This window comes from Pantoea sp. PNA 03-3, assembly GCF_003201175.1.
In the GTDB taxonomy this organism is placed as follows: Bacteria; Pseudomonadota; Gammaproteobacteria; order Enterobacterales; family Enterobacteriaceae; genus Pantoea; species Pantoea stewartii.
Genome location: NZ_QICO01000007.1, coordinates 16,747 through 31,066, shown reverse-complemented (window position 1 = coordinate 31,066; position 14,320 = coordinate 16,747). Strand labels below are relative to the sequence as shown.

General features: G+C 54.1%; 13 protein-coding genes. 8 read left to right on the top strand and 5 right to left on the bottom strand.

From position 1 onward, the window contains the following. Nucleotides 1-58 precede the first annotated feature (58 nt). Genes pldA through rhtC form a run of 3 tightly spaced genes read left to right on the top strand, consistent with a single transcriptional unit; the run spans nucleotide 59 to nucleotide 3,420 of the window. On the top strand, nucleotides 59-934 hold the full coding sequence (gene pldA / locus C7433_RS17550) for a phospholipase A (RefSeq protein ID WP_033737373.1): 876 nt from the start codon (nucleotides 59-61) through the stop codon (nucleotides 932-934). A 23-nt stretch (nucleotides 935-957) separates the two neighbouring features. Next, a complete protein-coding gene (gene recQ / locus C7433_RS17545) occupies nucleotides 958-2,784 on the top strand; it encodes an ATP-dependent DNA helicase RecQ (RefSeq protein WP_006121459.1) in 1,827 nt (608 codons plus the stop codon). A gap of 12 nt (nucleotides 2,785-2,796) precedes the next feature. Beyond that, nucleotides 2,797-3,420, top strand: a complete 624-nt coding sequence (rhtC, locus tag C7433_RS17540) for a threonine export protein RhtC (RefSeq protein ID WP_006121460.1) — start codon at nucleotides 2,797-2,799, stop codon at nucleotides 3,418-3,420. Between the two features lie 64 nt (nucleotides 3,421-3,484). On the opposite strand, the gene rhtB is transcribed toward rhtC, so the two are convergent. Next, nucleotides 3,485-4,108, bottom strand: a complete 624-nt coding sequence (rhtB, locus tag C7433_RS17535; RefSeq protein ID WP_058708543.1) for a homoserine/homoserine lactone efflux protein — start codon at nucleotides 4,106-4,108, stop codon at nucleotides 3,485-3,487. A 113-nt stretch (nucleotides 4,109-4,221) separates the two neighbouring features. Here rhtB and pldB point away from each other — a divergent pair, with 113 nt between their 5' ends. Next, entirely contained in the window at nucleotides 4,222-5,214 is a 993-nt protein-coding gene (pldB, locus tag C7433_RS17530; RefSeq protein ID WP_006121462.1) for a lysophospholipase L2, read from the top strand. 54 nt (nucleotides 5,215-5,268) lie between these two features. After that, nucleotides 5,269-6,069: a sugar/pyridoxal phosphate phosphatase YigL gene (yigL, locus tag C7433_RS17525; RefSeq protein ID WP_033737375.1), complete on the top strand. Its 801-nt coding sequence runs from the start codon at nucleotides 5,269-5,271 to the stop codon at nucleotides 6,067-6,069. A 41-nt stretch (nucleotides 6,070-6,110) separates the two neighbouring features. On the opposite strand, the gene glpT is transcribed toward yigL, so the two are convergent. Further along, nucleotides 6,111-7,451, bottom strand: a complete 1,341-nt coding sequence (glpT, locus tag C7433_RS17520; protein ID WP_058708542.1) for a glycerol-3-phosphate transporter — start codon at nucleotides 7,449-7,451, stop codon at nucleotides 6,111-6,113. Nucleotides 7,452-7,808: 357 nt separating this feature from the next. Between glpT and C7433_RS17515 the strand changes: the two genes are divergently transcribed. After that, entirely contained in the window at nucleotides 7,809-8,672 is an 864-nt protein-coding gene (locus C7433_RS17515) for a carboxylate/amino acid/amine transporter (protein ID WP_006121466.1), read from the top strand. Nucleotides 8,673-8,860: 188 nt separating this feature from the next. Here C7433_RS17515 and C7433_RS17510 read toward each other — a convergent pair whose 3' ends face one another. The 3 genes from C7433_RS17510 to C7433_RS17500 all read right to left on the bottom strand — a co-directional run bounded on the left by C7433_RS17510 (nucleotide 8,861) and on the right by C7433_RS17500 (nucleotide 11,608). Further along, nucleotides 8,861-9,340 carry a DUF1456 family protein gene (locus C7433_RS17510; protein ID WP_006121467.1) on the bottom strand — a complete coding sequence of 160 codons (480 nt, stop codon included), beginning with the start codon at nucleotides 9,338-9,340 and terminating at the stop codon, nucleotides 8,861-8,863. A gap of 84 nt (nucleotides 9,341-9,424) precedes the next feature. Beyond that, a complete protein-coding gene (gene metR / locus C7433_RS17505) occupies nucleotides 9,425-10,342 on the bottom strand; it encodes an HTH-type transcriptional regulator MetR (RefSeq protein ID WP_006121468.1) in 918 nt (305 codons plus the stop codon). A 429-nt stretch (nucleotides 10,343-10,771) separates the two neighbouring features. Next, on the bottom strand, nucleotides 10,772-11,608 hold the full coding sequence (locus tag C7433_RS17500; RefSeq protein ID WP_006121469.1) for a dienelactone hydrolase family protein: 837 nt from the start codon (nucleotides 11,606-11,608) through the stop codon (nucleotides 10,772-10,774). Between the two features lie 302 nt (nucleotides 11,609-11,910). Between C7433_RS17500 and udp the strand changes: the two genes are divergently transcribed. Beyond that, entirely contained in the window at nucleotides 11,911-12,672 is a 762-nt protein-coding gene (udp, locus tag C7433_RS17495) for a uridine phosphorylase (RefSeq protein WP_006121470.1), read from the top strand. A gap of 144 nt (nucleotides 12,673-12,816) precedes the next feature. Continuing rightward, nucleotides 12,817-14,316, top strand: coding sequence for a DNA recombination protein RmuC (gene rmuC / locus C7433_RS17490; protein ID WP_110268642.1), 1,500 nt, complete (start codon nucleotides 12,817-12,819; stop codon nucleotides 14,314-14,316). Nucleotides 14,317-14,320 lie beyond the last annotated feature (4 nt).

Here is a 14,320-nt window from a genome sequence, read left to right as displayed (position 1 = left end):
CTGCTTTTTACAACACCCATTCGCTTTTATGAATACGCAGTTTTCACCGGAGAATCCTATGCGTAAGCATCGCGCCTTGCTGGCGGCAATGTTACTTCCTGCTTTGGCGCAGGCGGACGAAGCCACAATTAAACATGTTCACGATGCACCGCAGGTGCGAGGCAGCATCATTGCCAACCTGCTGGAGCAGCACGACAACCCGTTTGTGCTTTATCCTTACGAAAATAATTATCTGCTTTACACCTATACCAGCGACATAAATAAAGAGGCGATTTCCTCTTACAACTGGGCAAAAAACGCACGTAAAGATGAAGTGAAATTCCAGCTCAGCCTGGCATTTCCGTTGTGGCGTGGCATTGTCGGTGACAACTCCGTATTAGCGGCGTCTTATACTCAGCGCTCATGGTGGCAGTTATCCAATAAAAAAGAGTCGTCGCCTTTCCGTGAGACGAACTATGAGCCACAGATTTTCCTGGGCTGGGCGACCGATTACTCGTTTGCCGGCTGGACACTGCGTGACGTTGAGGTCGGTGTGAATCATCAGTCTAACGGCCGCAGCGATCCGACCTCACGCAGCTGGAACCGTGTTTATACTCGTCTGATGGCGCAGAACGGTAACTTCCTGGCCGAGATCAAGCCCTGGTTCCGTATTTCAGAAAGCGCGAATAATGACGACAACCCCGATATCACCAAATACATGGGTTATTATCGTGCGAAGTTAGGTTACGCCATGGGCGACAGTATTTTCAGCGTTGAAGGCAACTATAACTGGAATAGCGGCTACGGCGGCGCTACGCTGGGCTGGAGTTATCCGATCACCCAACACGTTCGTTTCTATACGCAACTGTTTAGCGGCTATGGCGAATCCCTTATTGACTACAACCATCGTCAGACACGCGTCGGTGTGGGCGTGACACTCAACGATTTATTTTAATTAACCATCAAGTCAGGATCACAGTGGCAACCTCGGCAGTTCTTAATCAGGAAGCGTTGGCGCAGCAGGTATTACAGGATACCTTCGGCTACCAGCAGTTTCGTCCCGGTCAGCAGGCCATTATCAATGAAGCGCTGAATGGGCGAGACTGCCTGGTGGTGATGCCAACCGGCGGCGGGAAATCACTCTGCTATCAGATCCCCGCGCTGGTGCGTGAAGGGCTGACACTGGTCGTCTCGCCCTTGATCTCGCTGATGAAAGATCAGGTGGATCAACTGCTGGCAAATGGTGTTGCGGCGGCGTGTCTCAATTCGACCATGACCCGCGAGCAACAGCAAAACGTCATGGCGGACTGCCGAAACGGACGCGTAAAGTTGCTCTATATTGCGCCCGAACGCCTGATGATGGATAACTTCCTGGAAAGCCTGGCGCACTGGCAGCCTGCGATGCTGGCGGTGGATGAGGCGCACTGCATTTCTCAGTGGGGACACGATTTCCGGCCCGAGTACGGCGCACTGGGGCAGATGCGTCAGCGCTTTCCCGATCTGCCGGTTATGGCGCTCACGGCGACCGCCGACGAAACCACCCGCCTTGATATCGTCAACCTGCTGCATATGCAGGACCCGCTGATTCAAATCAGCAGTTTTGATCGACCCAATATCCGCTATACGCTGGTGGAAAAATTCAAACCCACCGAGCAGTTACTGCGTTACGTGCAGGATCAGCGGGGCAAGTGCGGCATCATTTACTGCAACAGCCGGGCAAAAGTTGAGGACACGGCCGCGCGCCTGCAAAGCCGCGGTCTCAGCGTGGGTGCCTATCATGCCGGTATCGACAGCGCGCAGCGCGCGCGCGTGCAGGAAGCGTTTCAGCGCGACGATCTGCAAATTGTGGTCGCCACCGTGGCGTTTGGCATGGGCATTAACAAACCCAATGTGCGGTTTGTGGTCCATTTCGACATTCCCCGCAATATCGAATCCTACTATCAGGAAACCGGCCGTGCGGGTCGTGATGGCCTGCCTGCGGAAGCGATGATGCTTTATGATCCTGCAGATATGGCCTGGTTACGTAAATGTCTCGAAGAGAAACAGCCCGGCCCGCTGCAGGACATAGAACGGCATAAATTGAATGCCATGAACGCCTTTGCTGAAGCGCAGACCTGTCGCCGTCTGGTGCTGCTGAACTACTTTGGTGAAGGGCGGCAGCAACCTTGTGGTAACTGCGATATCTGTCTCGATCCGCCTAAGCGCTATGACGGTCTGGTTGAAGCCCAGAAAGCGCTTTCGAGTATTTACCGTGTCGGCCAGCGCTTTGGCATGGGTTACATCGTTGAAGTTTTGCGCGGCGCGAACAATCATCGTATCCGTGAACAGGGTCACGACAAGCTGCCGGTTTATGGGCTGGGTAAAGAGAACAGCCATGAGCATTGGGTGAGTGTGCTGCGTCAGCTGATTCATCTGGGGTTAGTCACCCAAAATATTGCCATGCATTCTGCACTGCAACTTACCGAAGCGGCCCGACCGGTGCTGCGCGGTGAAGTCCCGCTGATGCTGGCGGTACCACGGCTCATTACAACCAGACCGAAAAGCAGCAGTTCGGCAAAAGTCTACGGGGGTAACTATGACCGTAAGCTGTTTGCCAAACTCCGCAAGCTGCGTAAGGCGATAGCGGATGAAGAGAACATTCCACCCTATGTGGTCTTTAACGACGCCACATTGCTGGAGATGGCGGAACAGATGCCGGTCAGTGCGTCAGACATGTTGAGCGTGAATGGGGTCGGTCACCGTAAACTCGAACGTTTCGGTAAGCCCTTTTTGCTGATGATTAAAGAGCATCTTGATGAAGAGTAAAGAGGCATTACCATGTTGATATTGTTTGGCACGATTGCGTTGGTCCACCTTGTTGCGCTCATGAGCCCCGGCCCGGATTTCTTTTTCGTTTCGCAAACGGCGGCCAGCCGTTCGCGCAAAGAAGCGATGTTGGGTGTGTTGGGCATTACGCTGGCGGTCATGATCTGGGCAGCGGTGGCGTTAATGGGCCTGCATTTGATCCTGCAAAAAATGGCCTGGCTGCATCAAATCATCATGGTCGGTGGCGGGCTTTACCTGTTATGGATGGGATGGCAGCTGATCCGTTCCGCGCGTCAACGTCATAAGCAGCCGGTACAGCAGGAACCTGTCGTCGATCTGCCAAAGAAAGGCATGAGCTTTATCAAAGGGTTGTTAACCAATCTCTCTAACCCCAAAGCGGTGATCTATTTTGGTAGCGTCTTCTCATTATTTATCGGTAACGATGTCGGTGGGCTGGAGCGCTGGGGATTGTTTGTGTTGATTAGCGTCGAAACCTTTGCATGGTTTTCTCTGGTCGCCGCAATTTTTGCTTTGCCATGGATGCGGGATAAATATCAGCGTGCCGCGAAGTGGGTGGATGGCATGGCGGGCGTACTGTTCGCCGGATTTGGCATTCATCTTATCCTGTCACGCTAAGGTCGCCAGACCGGCTTTATGCGGCCGCCGACAGTATGCTCTGTCGTGCGGCTGCAGGTGTACATCAGGCCATTCGCCTTGCGCTGGCCAGCAGTCCGCCAATCGCAATAAATAATCCCCCGAAAATACGGTTCATCAGCTTCATCTGTTTAGGGCCTTTGATCCAGCCCGCAATGCGCGTCGCTAAGGTGGCGTAACCAATCATCACCACGATATCCACCAGTACGGTGGTTATGCCCAGAACCAGATACTGCAGCATAAGGGGTTGATGAGGCAGGATAAACTGCGGAAACAGCGCGGCCAGAAACACAATACTTTTGGGATTGGTGAGGTTCACCATGACAGCCCGTTTAAACAGGCGGCGACGCGGCATCGCTTTTGACATCGCGTTGAGATCAATGGTGCCGGCAGCCCGCCACTGTTGAATACCCAGCCAGACCAGATAGCCGGCACCGGCCCATTTCAGAATCTCAAACGCCAGCAGCGACTGAGAAAACAGCGCGCCAAGACCCACCCCTACCAGGGCGATATGCAGCGCGAGCCCTACCTGCAGCCCGGAGATGGAGGCGACGGCACCACGATAACCGTGGCTGATGCCGGTGCTCATGGTGTTAATCGCGCCTGAGCCGGGTGAGAGGCTCAGAATTGTGGTGGTAAGAAGGTAGGTCAGCCACCATTCGATGGTCATGGGTTGTACTCCCGGTCTCGTCTGAAGTGTGACACAATACGCCAGAATGCTGCGCAGAGCCATGGACATCATGCGGCCGTTCAGACTCTTTTTTCCGGCAATCAGGAGGGCGGATGAAGCAACACAGGGCAAGCTGGCTGCGACGCGAAAAGGCCTTTGCCGCCTTTGCTACTGGCCCACTGCTTGATTTCTGGCACAGCCGTGAAGAGTGCGAATTCACTGGCGTTGGAAACCTGACATTGCGCTATGTCCGGTTCATTTCACCGCAACATAAACGCGTCATCCTTATCGTGCCGGGGCGCATCGAAAGCTACGTTAAGTATCCCGAACTGGCTTACGATCTTTTTCACTGCGGCTTTGATGTGATCGTGCTCGATCATCGCGGTCAGGGGCGATCGGATCGTCTGCTGGATGACTCTCACCGCGGGCATGTGGTGGAGTTCAGCCATTATGTTGATGACCTCGAAACGCTCTATCTCAAAGAGATTGTGAGCCGTCATTATCAACAGCGCTATGCACTGGCTCATTCGATGGGCGGCGCGATTTTGACGCTCTTCCTGGCGCGTCAGCCCGGTGCATTTCATGCCGCCGCGCTGGTGGCTCCCATGTTTGGGATTGCGTTGCCGTTACCCGCTTTTCTGGCGCATAAGATTCTTGACTGGGCGGAAAAGCGCCCCGCTGTGCGTGAGGGTTATGCATTAGGCACAGGGCGCTGGCGGGCGCACCCTTTCGGCATCAACCGGTTAACGCACAGCCATGAGCGCTACCGCCGCAGTCTGCGCTTTTATGCGGATGATCCGGCTATTCGCGTGGGCGGACCTACGTATCACTGGGTCAGAGAAGGGATTCATGCCGGGCGCAATATTCTGAGCCAGGTGGATAACATTACGACTCCGTTGCTGGTGCTGCAGGCCAGTGAAGACAGCGTGGTGGATAATCGCTCGCAGGATCTGTTTTGTGACGCGATGGCGGCAGCCGGTCACCCCTGTCAGGGCCGGACACCGCAGGTTATCAGCGGCGCGCGCCACGAGATCCTGTTTGAAAAGGACAGCATGCGCGCCGAAGCGCTCAATACCATCGTCGATTTCTTTTTATCGCAGCATTAGTTCGCAATTTACATTACCGGCTACGGCCAACCGACACCGATACCCGAGGTTTTCATGTACCACATTGTTGTGTCCGATCTGGATGGCACACTGCTTTCTCCCGAACATCGCCTGACCGCCAATGCGCGCGAAACGCTTCAGCAACTGGTCGCGCAGGGCATTCACTTTATTTTTGCCACAGGCCGTCATCACATTGATGTCGGGCAAATGCGTGACAAGCTGGGGATTCCGGCTTACATGATTACGTCAAACGGCGCACGTGTTCACAATCCGGCAGGGGAGCTGGTTTTTAGCCACAATCTGGACGCGGACATCGCCCACGATCTGTTTGGTCTGCAGTATCATCATCCGGACGTGCTGACGCATGTTTATCGCGACGATGAGTGGTTTGTCAGCCGCTGCAGTCCGGCGGAGAAGGATTATTTTCGCGAGTCCGATTTTCACTATCAGGTTTATGAGCCGGGCATGCTGCCGACGGATGGCATCAGCAAAGTCTTTTTTACCTGTGAAGAACCGGAACACCTTGTCCCTATGGAGCAGGCCATCGAAGCACGCTGGGGCGACAGGGTTAACGTGAGTTTTTCGCTGCCGACCTGCCTCGAAGTGATGGCAGGCGGCGTGTCAAAAGGCCATGCCCTGGAAGCGGTGGCAAAACAGTTAGGCTTTACGCTTAAAGACTGTATTGCGTTTGGTGATGGTATGAATGATGTCGAAATGCTGAGTATGGCAGGCAAAGGCTGCATTATGGCTAACGCCCATCAGCGTCTGAAAGACACCTTACCTGAACTGGAAGTGATTGGCAGTAATGCACAGGATGCCGTCCCGGAGACGCTGAGAACACTCTATCTGTCGTAATCCGAAAAGAAGGCCGGTAAGCCGGCCTTCTGGCAAAGCCGTTATGCCCTTTTTTGCTTATGCCGGTGCTCACTGATCATGGTTAACAGCAGCAGCACTACCGCCATAACGGCGCCGGCAATCATCACGATGAATCCGCCATCCCAGCCGAAGTAATCGACGGTATAACCCACAATGGCGCTGGCCGCGACTGAGCCACCCAGATAACCGAACAGCCCCGTAAACCCGGCAGCCGTGCCAGCCGCTTTTTTGGGTGCCAGCTCCAGCGCATGCAGACCAATGAGCATTACCGGTCCATAAATCAGAAAGCCAATCGCGATCATGCAGGCCATGTCCACACCGGGATTGCCCGGCGGATTTAGCCAGTAGATGACGGTAGCAGCGGTAACCAGCGTCATAAAAAACACCCCTGTCGCACCACGGTTGCCGCGAAAGACCTTGTCTGACATCCAGCCGCACAACAGCGTACCGGGAATGCCCGCATACTCATAAAAGAAGTAGGTCCAGGAGGACTTATCAAGCGTGAAATGCTTTACTTCTTTCAGGTAGGTCGGTGACCAGTCGAGGATGCCGTAACGCAGCAGGTAGACAAACACATTTGCCAGAGCGATATACCACAGCAGTTTGTTGGGAAGGACATACTTCATAAAGATTTGTCTTGCAGTGAACTCTTCCTCATGACTTTCGTTGTAATCCACCGGATAGTCGTTTTTATAGGCCTCAATCGGCGGTAATCCACAAGATTGCGGCGTATCGCGCATCAGGGCAAAGGCCAGAATCGCAATGGCGATCGCCCCGAAGGCGGGCATATATAGCGCGGCTTTCCAGTCGTTGAACCACGCCATCCCCAGCAGAAACAGCAGGGGCGGAATCCCGCCGCCGACGTTATGCGCACAGTTCCACACAGAAACGATGCCGCCGCGCTCCTTTTGTGACCACCAGTGGACCATAGTGCGTCCGCAGGGCGGCCAGCCCATTCCCTGAAACCAGCCACAGATGAACAGCAGTACGAACATCACCATAATGCTGGAGGTTGCCCAGGGCACAAACCCCATAATCAGCATTACGGCAGCCGCCAGCGTTAAGCCGGCAGGTAAGAAGACCCGTGGATTCGACCGGTCTGACACCGAACCCATAATAAATTTGGAAAAGCCATAGGCGATGGAGATGCCTGAAAGCGCAAAACCCAGATCGCCGCGTGAGAAGCCTTGTTCAACCAGGTAGGGCATCGCCAGGGCGAAATTCTTTCGAACCAGATAGTAGGCCGCATAGCCAACGAAAATTCCGATAAAGATTTGCCAGCGCAGGCGACGGTAGCGTGGATCGATACGATGATCTTCGACCCGGGGCTGGTGTGGTGCAGGTTTAAAAATACTCAACATAGCGGTGGCCCTCCAGGGCGCATTATGATTTTGATTCCCGGCAGGTTGGGCAAAACTCAAGAAAACGGCGATCGGGATGCGCCATTTCGCGCAGAGAATAGACAGAGATACGTGGCTTTACTGTGATGAATGACAAATATGTTACAGATTTATGACAATCTGGCGCGAAAAGCTCAGGCCGATGCGCTGATGCGCACATTTTTCTGCTGACAGGATATGCCCGATGAGAAGGTAAAAAGCCTGACCGGCAAATTAATGCGTAACTGCCTGGTTAATGCACAGATGTCAACCAGATAAATCTCCCTGCTGTGCGGACATTGTTTACACTGTCGCTCTGTTTATTTCGGGGTTGTTACCGTGCTTTTATTGATCGTTACTACCATTCTGTGGGCTTTTTCATTCAGCCTGATCGGCGAGTACCTTGCCGGTCAGGTTGACAGCTGGTTTTCGGTGCTGATGCGCCTGGCGCTGGCGGCCGTGGTATTTTTGCCTTTCCTGCGCTGGCGCGGCTATCGCCCCTCTACGCTCCTGCTGTATATGCTGGTAGGTATGCTGCAACTGGGCATCATGTATTTACTGAGTTTCGAAGCCTATCTCTATCTGAGCGTGTCTGAATTCCTGCTGTTTACCGTGATGACGCCGCTGTACGTCACGTTGATCTACGACGTGATCAGTCGACGGCCTCTGCGCGCAGGGTACATTTTCAGTGCGTTGCTGGCTGTGGCGGGCGCGGCAATCATTCGTTATGACAAAGTCAGTGATAACTTCTGGTTCGGCCTGTTGCTGGTACAGTTAGCCAATATTTGCTTTGCAGCAGGTATGGTGGGCTACAAACGTTTGCAGGAAACCCGTCCTGTGCCGCAGCACACGGCCTTTTCGTGGTTCTATCTGGGCGCGGTGCTGATTGCGGTGGTGGCTTGGGCCGTCTGGGGCAACCCGCATAAACTCCCGACCACCTCACTGCAGTGGGGCATTCTGGTCTGGCTGGGCGTGGTGGCGTCCGGACTGGGTTACTTTATGTGGAACTACGGTGCTACGCAGGTCGATGCTGGCACGTTAGGCATCATGAACAACATGCATGTGCCGGCAGGCTTGCTGGTCAACCTGGCGATATGGCAGCAAAAGCCACACTGGCCAAGCTTTATTGCCGGTGCGCTCGTGATAGTAGCGTCCTTGTGGGTCCATAAGCGCTGGGTGGTCGGTAAGAACAATCAACAGTGAAGAAACAAGGCATCGCCGCGCACCGGCGCCAAAAGTAGCAGGCCGCTCAGTCTGTTGCGATCCCATGGCGGACGGGGCGCGCGTCGGCAGAAGGCGAGCAAGACGGCGTCTGCTCGCCCGGCAGAGCGGACCGCATTGTTATCCCGGTGCGCTTTCTCCGGCGGGACGAGCGTAAGTCGGCGGCTGGTTTAAGCGGGCTTGCCTGGCGCAGGGCGATGAATCATCGTCAGCCCCTTGAGGAAATTACGCAGAATCTGGTCACCGCATTCACGATAGTTTTTGTGATCCGGTTTACGGAAGATCGCGCCAATCTCCGCCTGAGATACGGTGAAGTTGGCTTTTTTCAGGATATCAGGGATGTCGGTCGTTTTCAGGTCAAATGCAATACGCAGCTTTTTCATGAAAATGTTGTTATTCATCTTACGCTCGATGGAAGGCGCAGGGGCATCCTCACTTTTCCCACGGCGATGAAAGATTAAGCCATTCAGGAAATAGCCCATCAGGACATCGGGGCAGGGGCGAAATGCCGCATCCTCATCTTTTTTCAGCCAACTGGTGATATCGGCCTGAGGAACCTCGCACTCCGCTAAGGCAAAAATCGCCACCATTTTGGCATCGTTCAGATCGAGCATATAGCGCACGCTGCGCAAAATATCGTTGTTAGTCATGGTGAGATCGTCTCAAGGTCAGTCAACAGGCTGCGCATTATAGGGGATTTTGCCCGCCGCCGCGCAGCTTTGTCGCTCATGCGGCTAAACGGCTGCAGGATGCGCGGCATTCCTGACAAAAGGCAAATGTTCACAGGCATGCTGACGGGCAAAATGGATAAAGGCTTCCAGCACAGGCTGACGCTGCTCGCCGTCACGCACGGCGGCATAAAGCCGACTCCATAATCCCTCTCCCAGTGTTTTCGTGATCACTAACCCCTGTTTTTCAAAGCTCTCCACTACCCAGTGTGGCAGTGCGGCAATGCCCATGCGCGCCGACACCATCTGAATCATCAACAGCGTGTTATCCACATTCTTCAGTGCAGGACTGATGCCCGCGGGCTGAAGGAAATGACGCCAGATATCCAGCCGCTGACGCTGCACCGGGTAAATCATCAACACTTCGTCGGCCAGTGCGTCAGGGGATATATGTTCGACCTGAGCCAGAGGATGATCGGGTGCCAGCACCAGGCGCACTTCGAAATCGAACATCGGTGAATAGAACAGGCCCGAGCGCGGCAGAATATCGGACGTTAAAACGATATCCAGCTCACCCTGTTGCAGTGCAGGTTGCGGATCGAAGGTCACACCTGATTTAAAATCCATCACCACCTGTGGCCAGCTCTGACGAAACTTATCCAGTGCCGGCGTAAGCCACTGAATGCAGCTATGACATTCAATGGCAACACGAAGCGTAGTCTGTTGCGGCTCATGGCAGGCCTGAAGCGCCTGCTGAATTTGCGGCAGAATCTGTTCCGCCAGCTGCAACAGAATTTCGCCCTGCGGCGTGAAGCGCAATGGCTGGCTTTTGCGTACAAACAGGCGGAATCCCAGCCGCTGTTCCAGATCGCTGAACTGATGTGACAACGCCGACTGCGTCTGGTGAAGCTGGGCGGCCGCGGCGGCCAGCGAGCCGGTATTCCGCAGAGCCTGAAGCGTCCGGAGATGTTTGAATTCGATCATGAGGGTCCTTCACATCGAAACTGAATAATTTGCGCTTGAGAGACATACAGTACCCGCAGAATATAGCGGTGTAAACATCTGGACGGCTAAACGTGACTGGCGATCAGACTGACCCAGGCATTTCTGGAGAATAGCAAATACCAATCCATAACCCTACTCCCGGCTTTTCACGTACAGGTGTGCGGCGCGAGCTGAAAAATGAGTATTTGCTTATCCAAACGGAACGGACTGGAGGGTGACGACATTCACTCAAGAAATAGCAGAAAAAATGAGGCGCGTTATGTTGCTGCAGAACGGCTATGGGACACTCCGCAATCCAGCATGAAAACCCACCAGGCTTGTGAGCAGGGTTAACGCGGAAAAGCTCTCAGATTTGCGGGTGTTGGATGGCGACGTCGAGAGTTTGGGCGCTTACGCGCCCTTTTTTTATCACTCAGTGGATGCGACACCGTACTGCTTAAACCAGGCTAACATACGTGCCCAGCCGTCTTTTGCCGATTCGGCATGGTAGCTCGGACGATAGTCGGCGTTAAAAGCATGCCCGGCATCGGGATACACAATGATCTCTGCCTTTGCGTTTGCAGCATGTAAGGCCTGGCGCATCTGCTCCACGCTTTCCAGCGGAATGCCGTCATCCTGACCACCATACAAACCCAGCACAGGCGCGTTCAGATCCACAGCAATATCGATAGGATGTTTTTGCTGCTTCATGGTTTTTTCCCCTACCAGGCGACCATACCAGGCCACGGCAGCGCGAAGTTGCGGGTTGTGTGCCGCATAGAGCCAACTGATGCGTCCGCCCCAACAGAAACCGGTAATTCCCATCCGCCGGATATCGCCACCGTTGCGGGCCGCCCAGTTAGCGGCATGATCGAGATCCGCCAGTACCTGACTGTCAGGCACCTTGCTGACCAGTTCTTTAAACAGCGTAGGAATATCGTTGTAGTCGTTGGGGTCGCCTTCGCGGAAGTAAAGCTCTGGCGCGACAGCCAGATAGCCTTCCAGCGCCAGACGACGACAAATGTCGCGAATGTGTTCATGAACGCCGAAAATTTCCTGCACGACCAGCACAACAGGCAACGGCCCGTCTGCTGACTGCGGTTTCGCGTAAAAAGCCGGAAGATTTTCACCCTGACTCGGAATAGACGTCTCACCGGCGTGAATGGCCGGGCTGTCGGTAATAATGGTGGTCGAAGCCGTGGGCTGAACTGCCGGAGCAAACGCGCCTGCGGCTGATTTTTGTGTCATATTATCGTCGGTTTTCATCGTTATCTCCGTGCAAGCGTATGCGCAATCACGTAACTATAGCCTGGGCATTTATTACTGGTTCCGGGCAATGCGTAACAGAGCTTATAACCTTTAAAATACACTTCTCTTTAACATTCTCATGCTGCCTTCCACATCACCATATGTAGCATTACGGAAGGTCTGAGATAAATGTGTGATATTAATCACTAAAAATTTCATAGAAAATGTAACTTTCATTTTCTTGAGTGAAACCAGTCACACATTTAACCCGTTGGGTAACGTAAAGTGGCGTACTGTTTTTCCTTAACCCGGAGTCTGATATGACACAGTCTGACGTTTTCCATCTTGGCCTGACGAAAGCCGACCTGCAGGGGGCGACACTGGCCATTGTTCCTGGCGATCCGGAACGTGTAAAAAAAATTGCCGGACTGATGGACGATCCCCGGCACCTGGCTTCCCATCGTGAGTTCACCAGCTGGCTGGCTAAGCTTGACGGTAAACCCGTCGTGGTCTGTTCTACCGGGATTGGCGGACCTTCCACCTCCATTGCCGTCGAGGAGCTTGCTCAGCTTGGCGTGCGCACTTTCCTGCGTGTAGGGACAACGGGCGCCATCCAGCCGCATATCAATGTCGGCGACGTTCTGGTCACGACGGCGTCTGTACGCCTGGACGGTGCCAGCCTGCACTTCGCACCAATGGAATTTCCGGCCGTCGCCGATTTCACCTGCACAACGGCCTTAGTGGCTGCGGCAGAAGCCTGCGGTGCCAAAACCCATATCGGGATTACCGCCTCATCTGATACCTTCTACCCCGGCCAGGAGCGCTACGACACCTTCTCGGGCCGCGTCGTGAACCGTTTTCAGGGCTCTATGCAGGAGTGGCAGCAGATGGGCGTCCTGAACTATGAGATGGAATCGGCGACGCTGTTAACCATGTGCGCCAGTCAGGGCCTGCGCGCAGGCATGGTGGCGGGCGTGATTGTTAACCGCACGCAAAAAGAGATTCCCGATGCAGTGACGATGAAGCAGACCGAAAGCGATGCCGTCAAAATAGTAGTTGAAGCGGCCCGTCGCTTACTCTAGCCCTTCGTTTGACAGACAGGCCGGCTGTCCGGCCTGTCATGGCCTTGTCTTTACGTCTCGTCTTTCCCCCTCAGTAAATATATCTGGACATTCATACAGTGCGAATTTACCTTTTTCCTCAATAGCCTGACCAGCGGGGAGAATATGGATCAGCACATCATTATCAGCATCTGCCTTGGGCTCGCCGGCCTGGGTGTTGGCTGGATACTGGCGCAAATGCGTGTCAGTCATCAGTTAGCCAGCTTTACCACAGAGCGCCGTCTGCTTAACGAAGCACAACAACGTCAGCAACAGCACATCGAGCAGCTCCAGCAGCAGCTGCAACAGCGCGAACAGGAGTTGAGACAGCTTCATGGATCATTAAGCGGAGCCAATGAGCGCCTGCAACAGCTGGATTACTGGCGTAATGAGAGCGAGCAACTGACACGAGAGCTGCGCAATCAGCTGGAGGTGAACAGCGCGCAGGAAGCCGAGTTGCGTGAAGTGACCATCCGTCTTGAGGAAACCCGTTTTGCAGCGGAAGAGAAGCAGCGCCTGTTGACCAACAGCGAGCAGCGGCTTAGCGCGCAGTTTGAAAACCTGGCTAACCGAATTTTTGAAAACAGCGGTCGCCGCGTTGATGAGCAAAACCGTCAAAGTCTGAACAGCCTGATTGGGCCGTTGCGTGAACAGCTCGATGGCTTTCGGCGGCAGGTCAATGAGAGCTTTGGCGCGGAAGCGCGTGAACGCCATACACTGACCCACGAGATTCGTCAGCTACAGCAACTGAATGCGCAGATGGCCCAGGAAGCGCTCAACCTGACCAAAGCGCTCAAAGGCGACAACAAAATCCAGGGCAACTGGGGCGAGGTGGTGCTGAGCCGGGTACTGGAAGCGTCAGGATTGCGTGAAGGCTATGAATACGATATCCAGGTCAGCATGCAGAACGAGCAGCAAAGCCGCATGCAGCCCGATGTCATCGTCCGGCTTCCCCAGGGGAAAGATGTGGTGATCGACGCCAAAATGACGCTGGTTGCCTACGAGCGGTATTTCAACGCGGATGATGACATTGAACGTGAACAGGCCATTCAGGCGCATATCAGTGCCGTACGCGGCCATATCCGTTTGCTGGGCCGTAAAGATTATCAACAATTGCCCGGTTTACGCTCACTGGATTATGTGTTGATGTTTATCCCGGTTGAACCGGCGTTTTTACTGGCAATCGATCGGCAGCCAGAATTGATCGGCGAAGCGCTCCAGCAAAATATCATGCTGGTCAGTCCGACCACGCTGCTGGTTGCATTGCGTACCATCAACAATCTCTGGCGCTATGAGCATCAAAGCCGCAATGCGCAGCGGATTGCCGAGCGCGCAGCCAGGCTTTACGACAAAATGCGCCTGTTTGTTGATGATATGAGCGGTATTGGTCACAGCCTTGATAAGGCCCAAAACAGCTATCGTGAAGCGATGAAGAAGCTGGCAGAAGGGCGGGGGAATTTGATCGCACAAACGGAAGGCTTCCGTGACTTAGGTGTAGAGGTTAAACGCGCTATCAATCCCCATCTGGTCGAACGCGCGATGCCCGAAAATGAGCACGACAGTATGCCCGGTAACGACCAAAACGCAGAAGAAAGTTGTGAGCGGGTTCGGCACCTCCACGAATAAGCAG

Bases quoted from the DNA above. Each gene is read 5' to 3' on its own strand.
- pldA (WP_033737373.1), top strand. From the start codon at position 59: ATGCGTAAGCATCGCGCCTTGCTGGCGGCAATGTTACTTCCTGCTTTG.
- rhtC (WP_006121460.1), top strand. From the start codon at position 2,797: ATGTTGATATTGTTTGGCACGATTGCGTTGGTCCACCTTGTTGCGCTC.
- rhtB (WP_058708543.1), bottom strand. From the start codon at position 4,108: ATGACCATCGAATGGTGGCTGACCTACCTTCTTACCACCACAATTCTG.
- pldB (WP_006121462.1), top strand. From the start codon at position 4,222: ATGAAGCAACACAGGGCAAGCTGGCTGCGACGCGAAAAGGCCTTTGCC.
- yigL (WP_033737375.1), top strand. From the start codon at position 5,269: ATGTACCACATTGTTGTGTCCGATCTGGATGGCACACTGCTTTCTCCC.
- glpT (WP_058708542.1), bottom strand. From the start codon at position 7,451: ATGTTGAGTATTTTTAAACCTGCACCACACCAGCCCCGGGTCGAAGAT.
- C7433_RS17510 (WP_006121467.1), bottom strand. From the start codon at position 9,340: ATGACTAACAACGATATTTTGCGCAGCGTGCGCTATATGCTCGATCTG.
- metR (WP_006121468.1), bottom strand. From the start codon at position 10,342: ATGATCGAATTCAAACATCTCCGGACGCTTCAGGCTCTGCGGAATACC.
- C7433_RS17500 (WP_006121469.1), bottom strand. From the start codon at position 11,608: ATGAAAACCGACGATAATATGACACAAAAATCAGCCGCAGGCGCGTTT.
- udp (WP_006121470.1), top strand. From the start codon at position 11,911: ATGACACAGTCTGACGTTTTCCATCTTGGCCTGACGAAAGCCGACCTG.
- rmuC (WP_110268642.1), top strand. From the start codon at position 12,817: ATGGATCAGCACATCATTATCAGCATCTGCCTTGGGCTCGCCGGCCTG.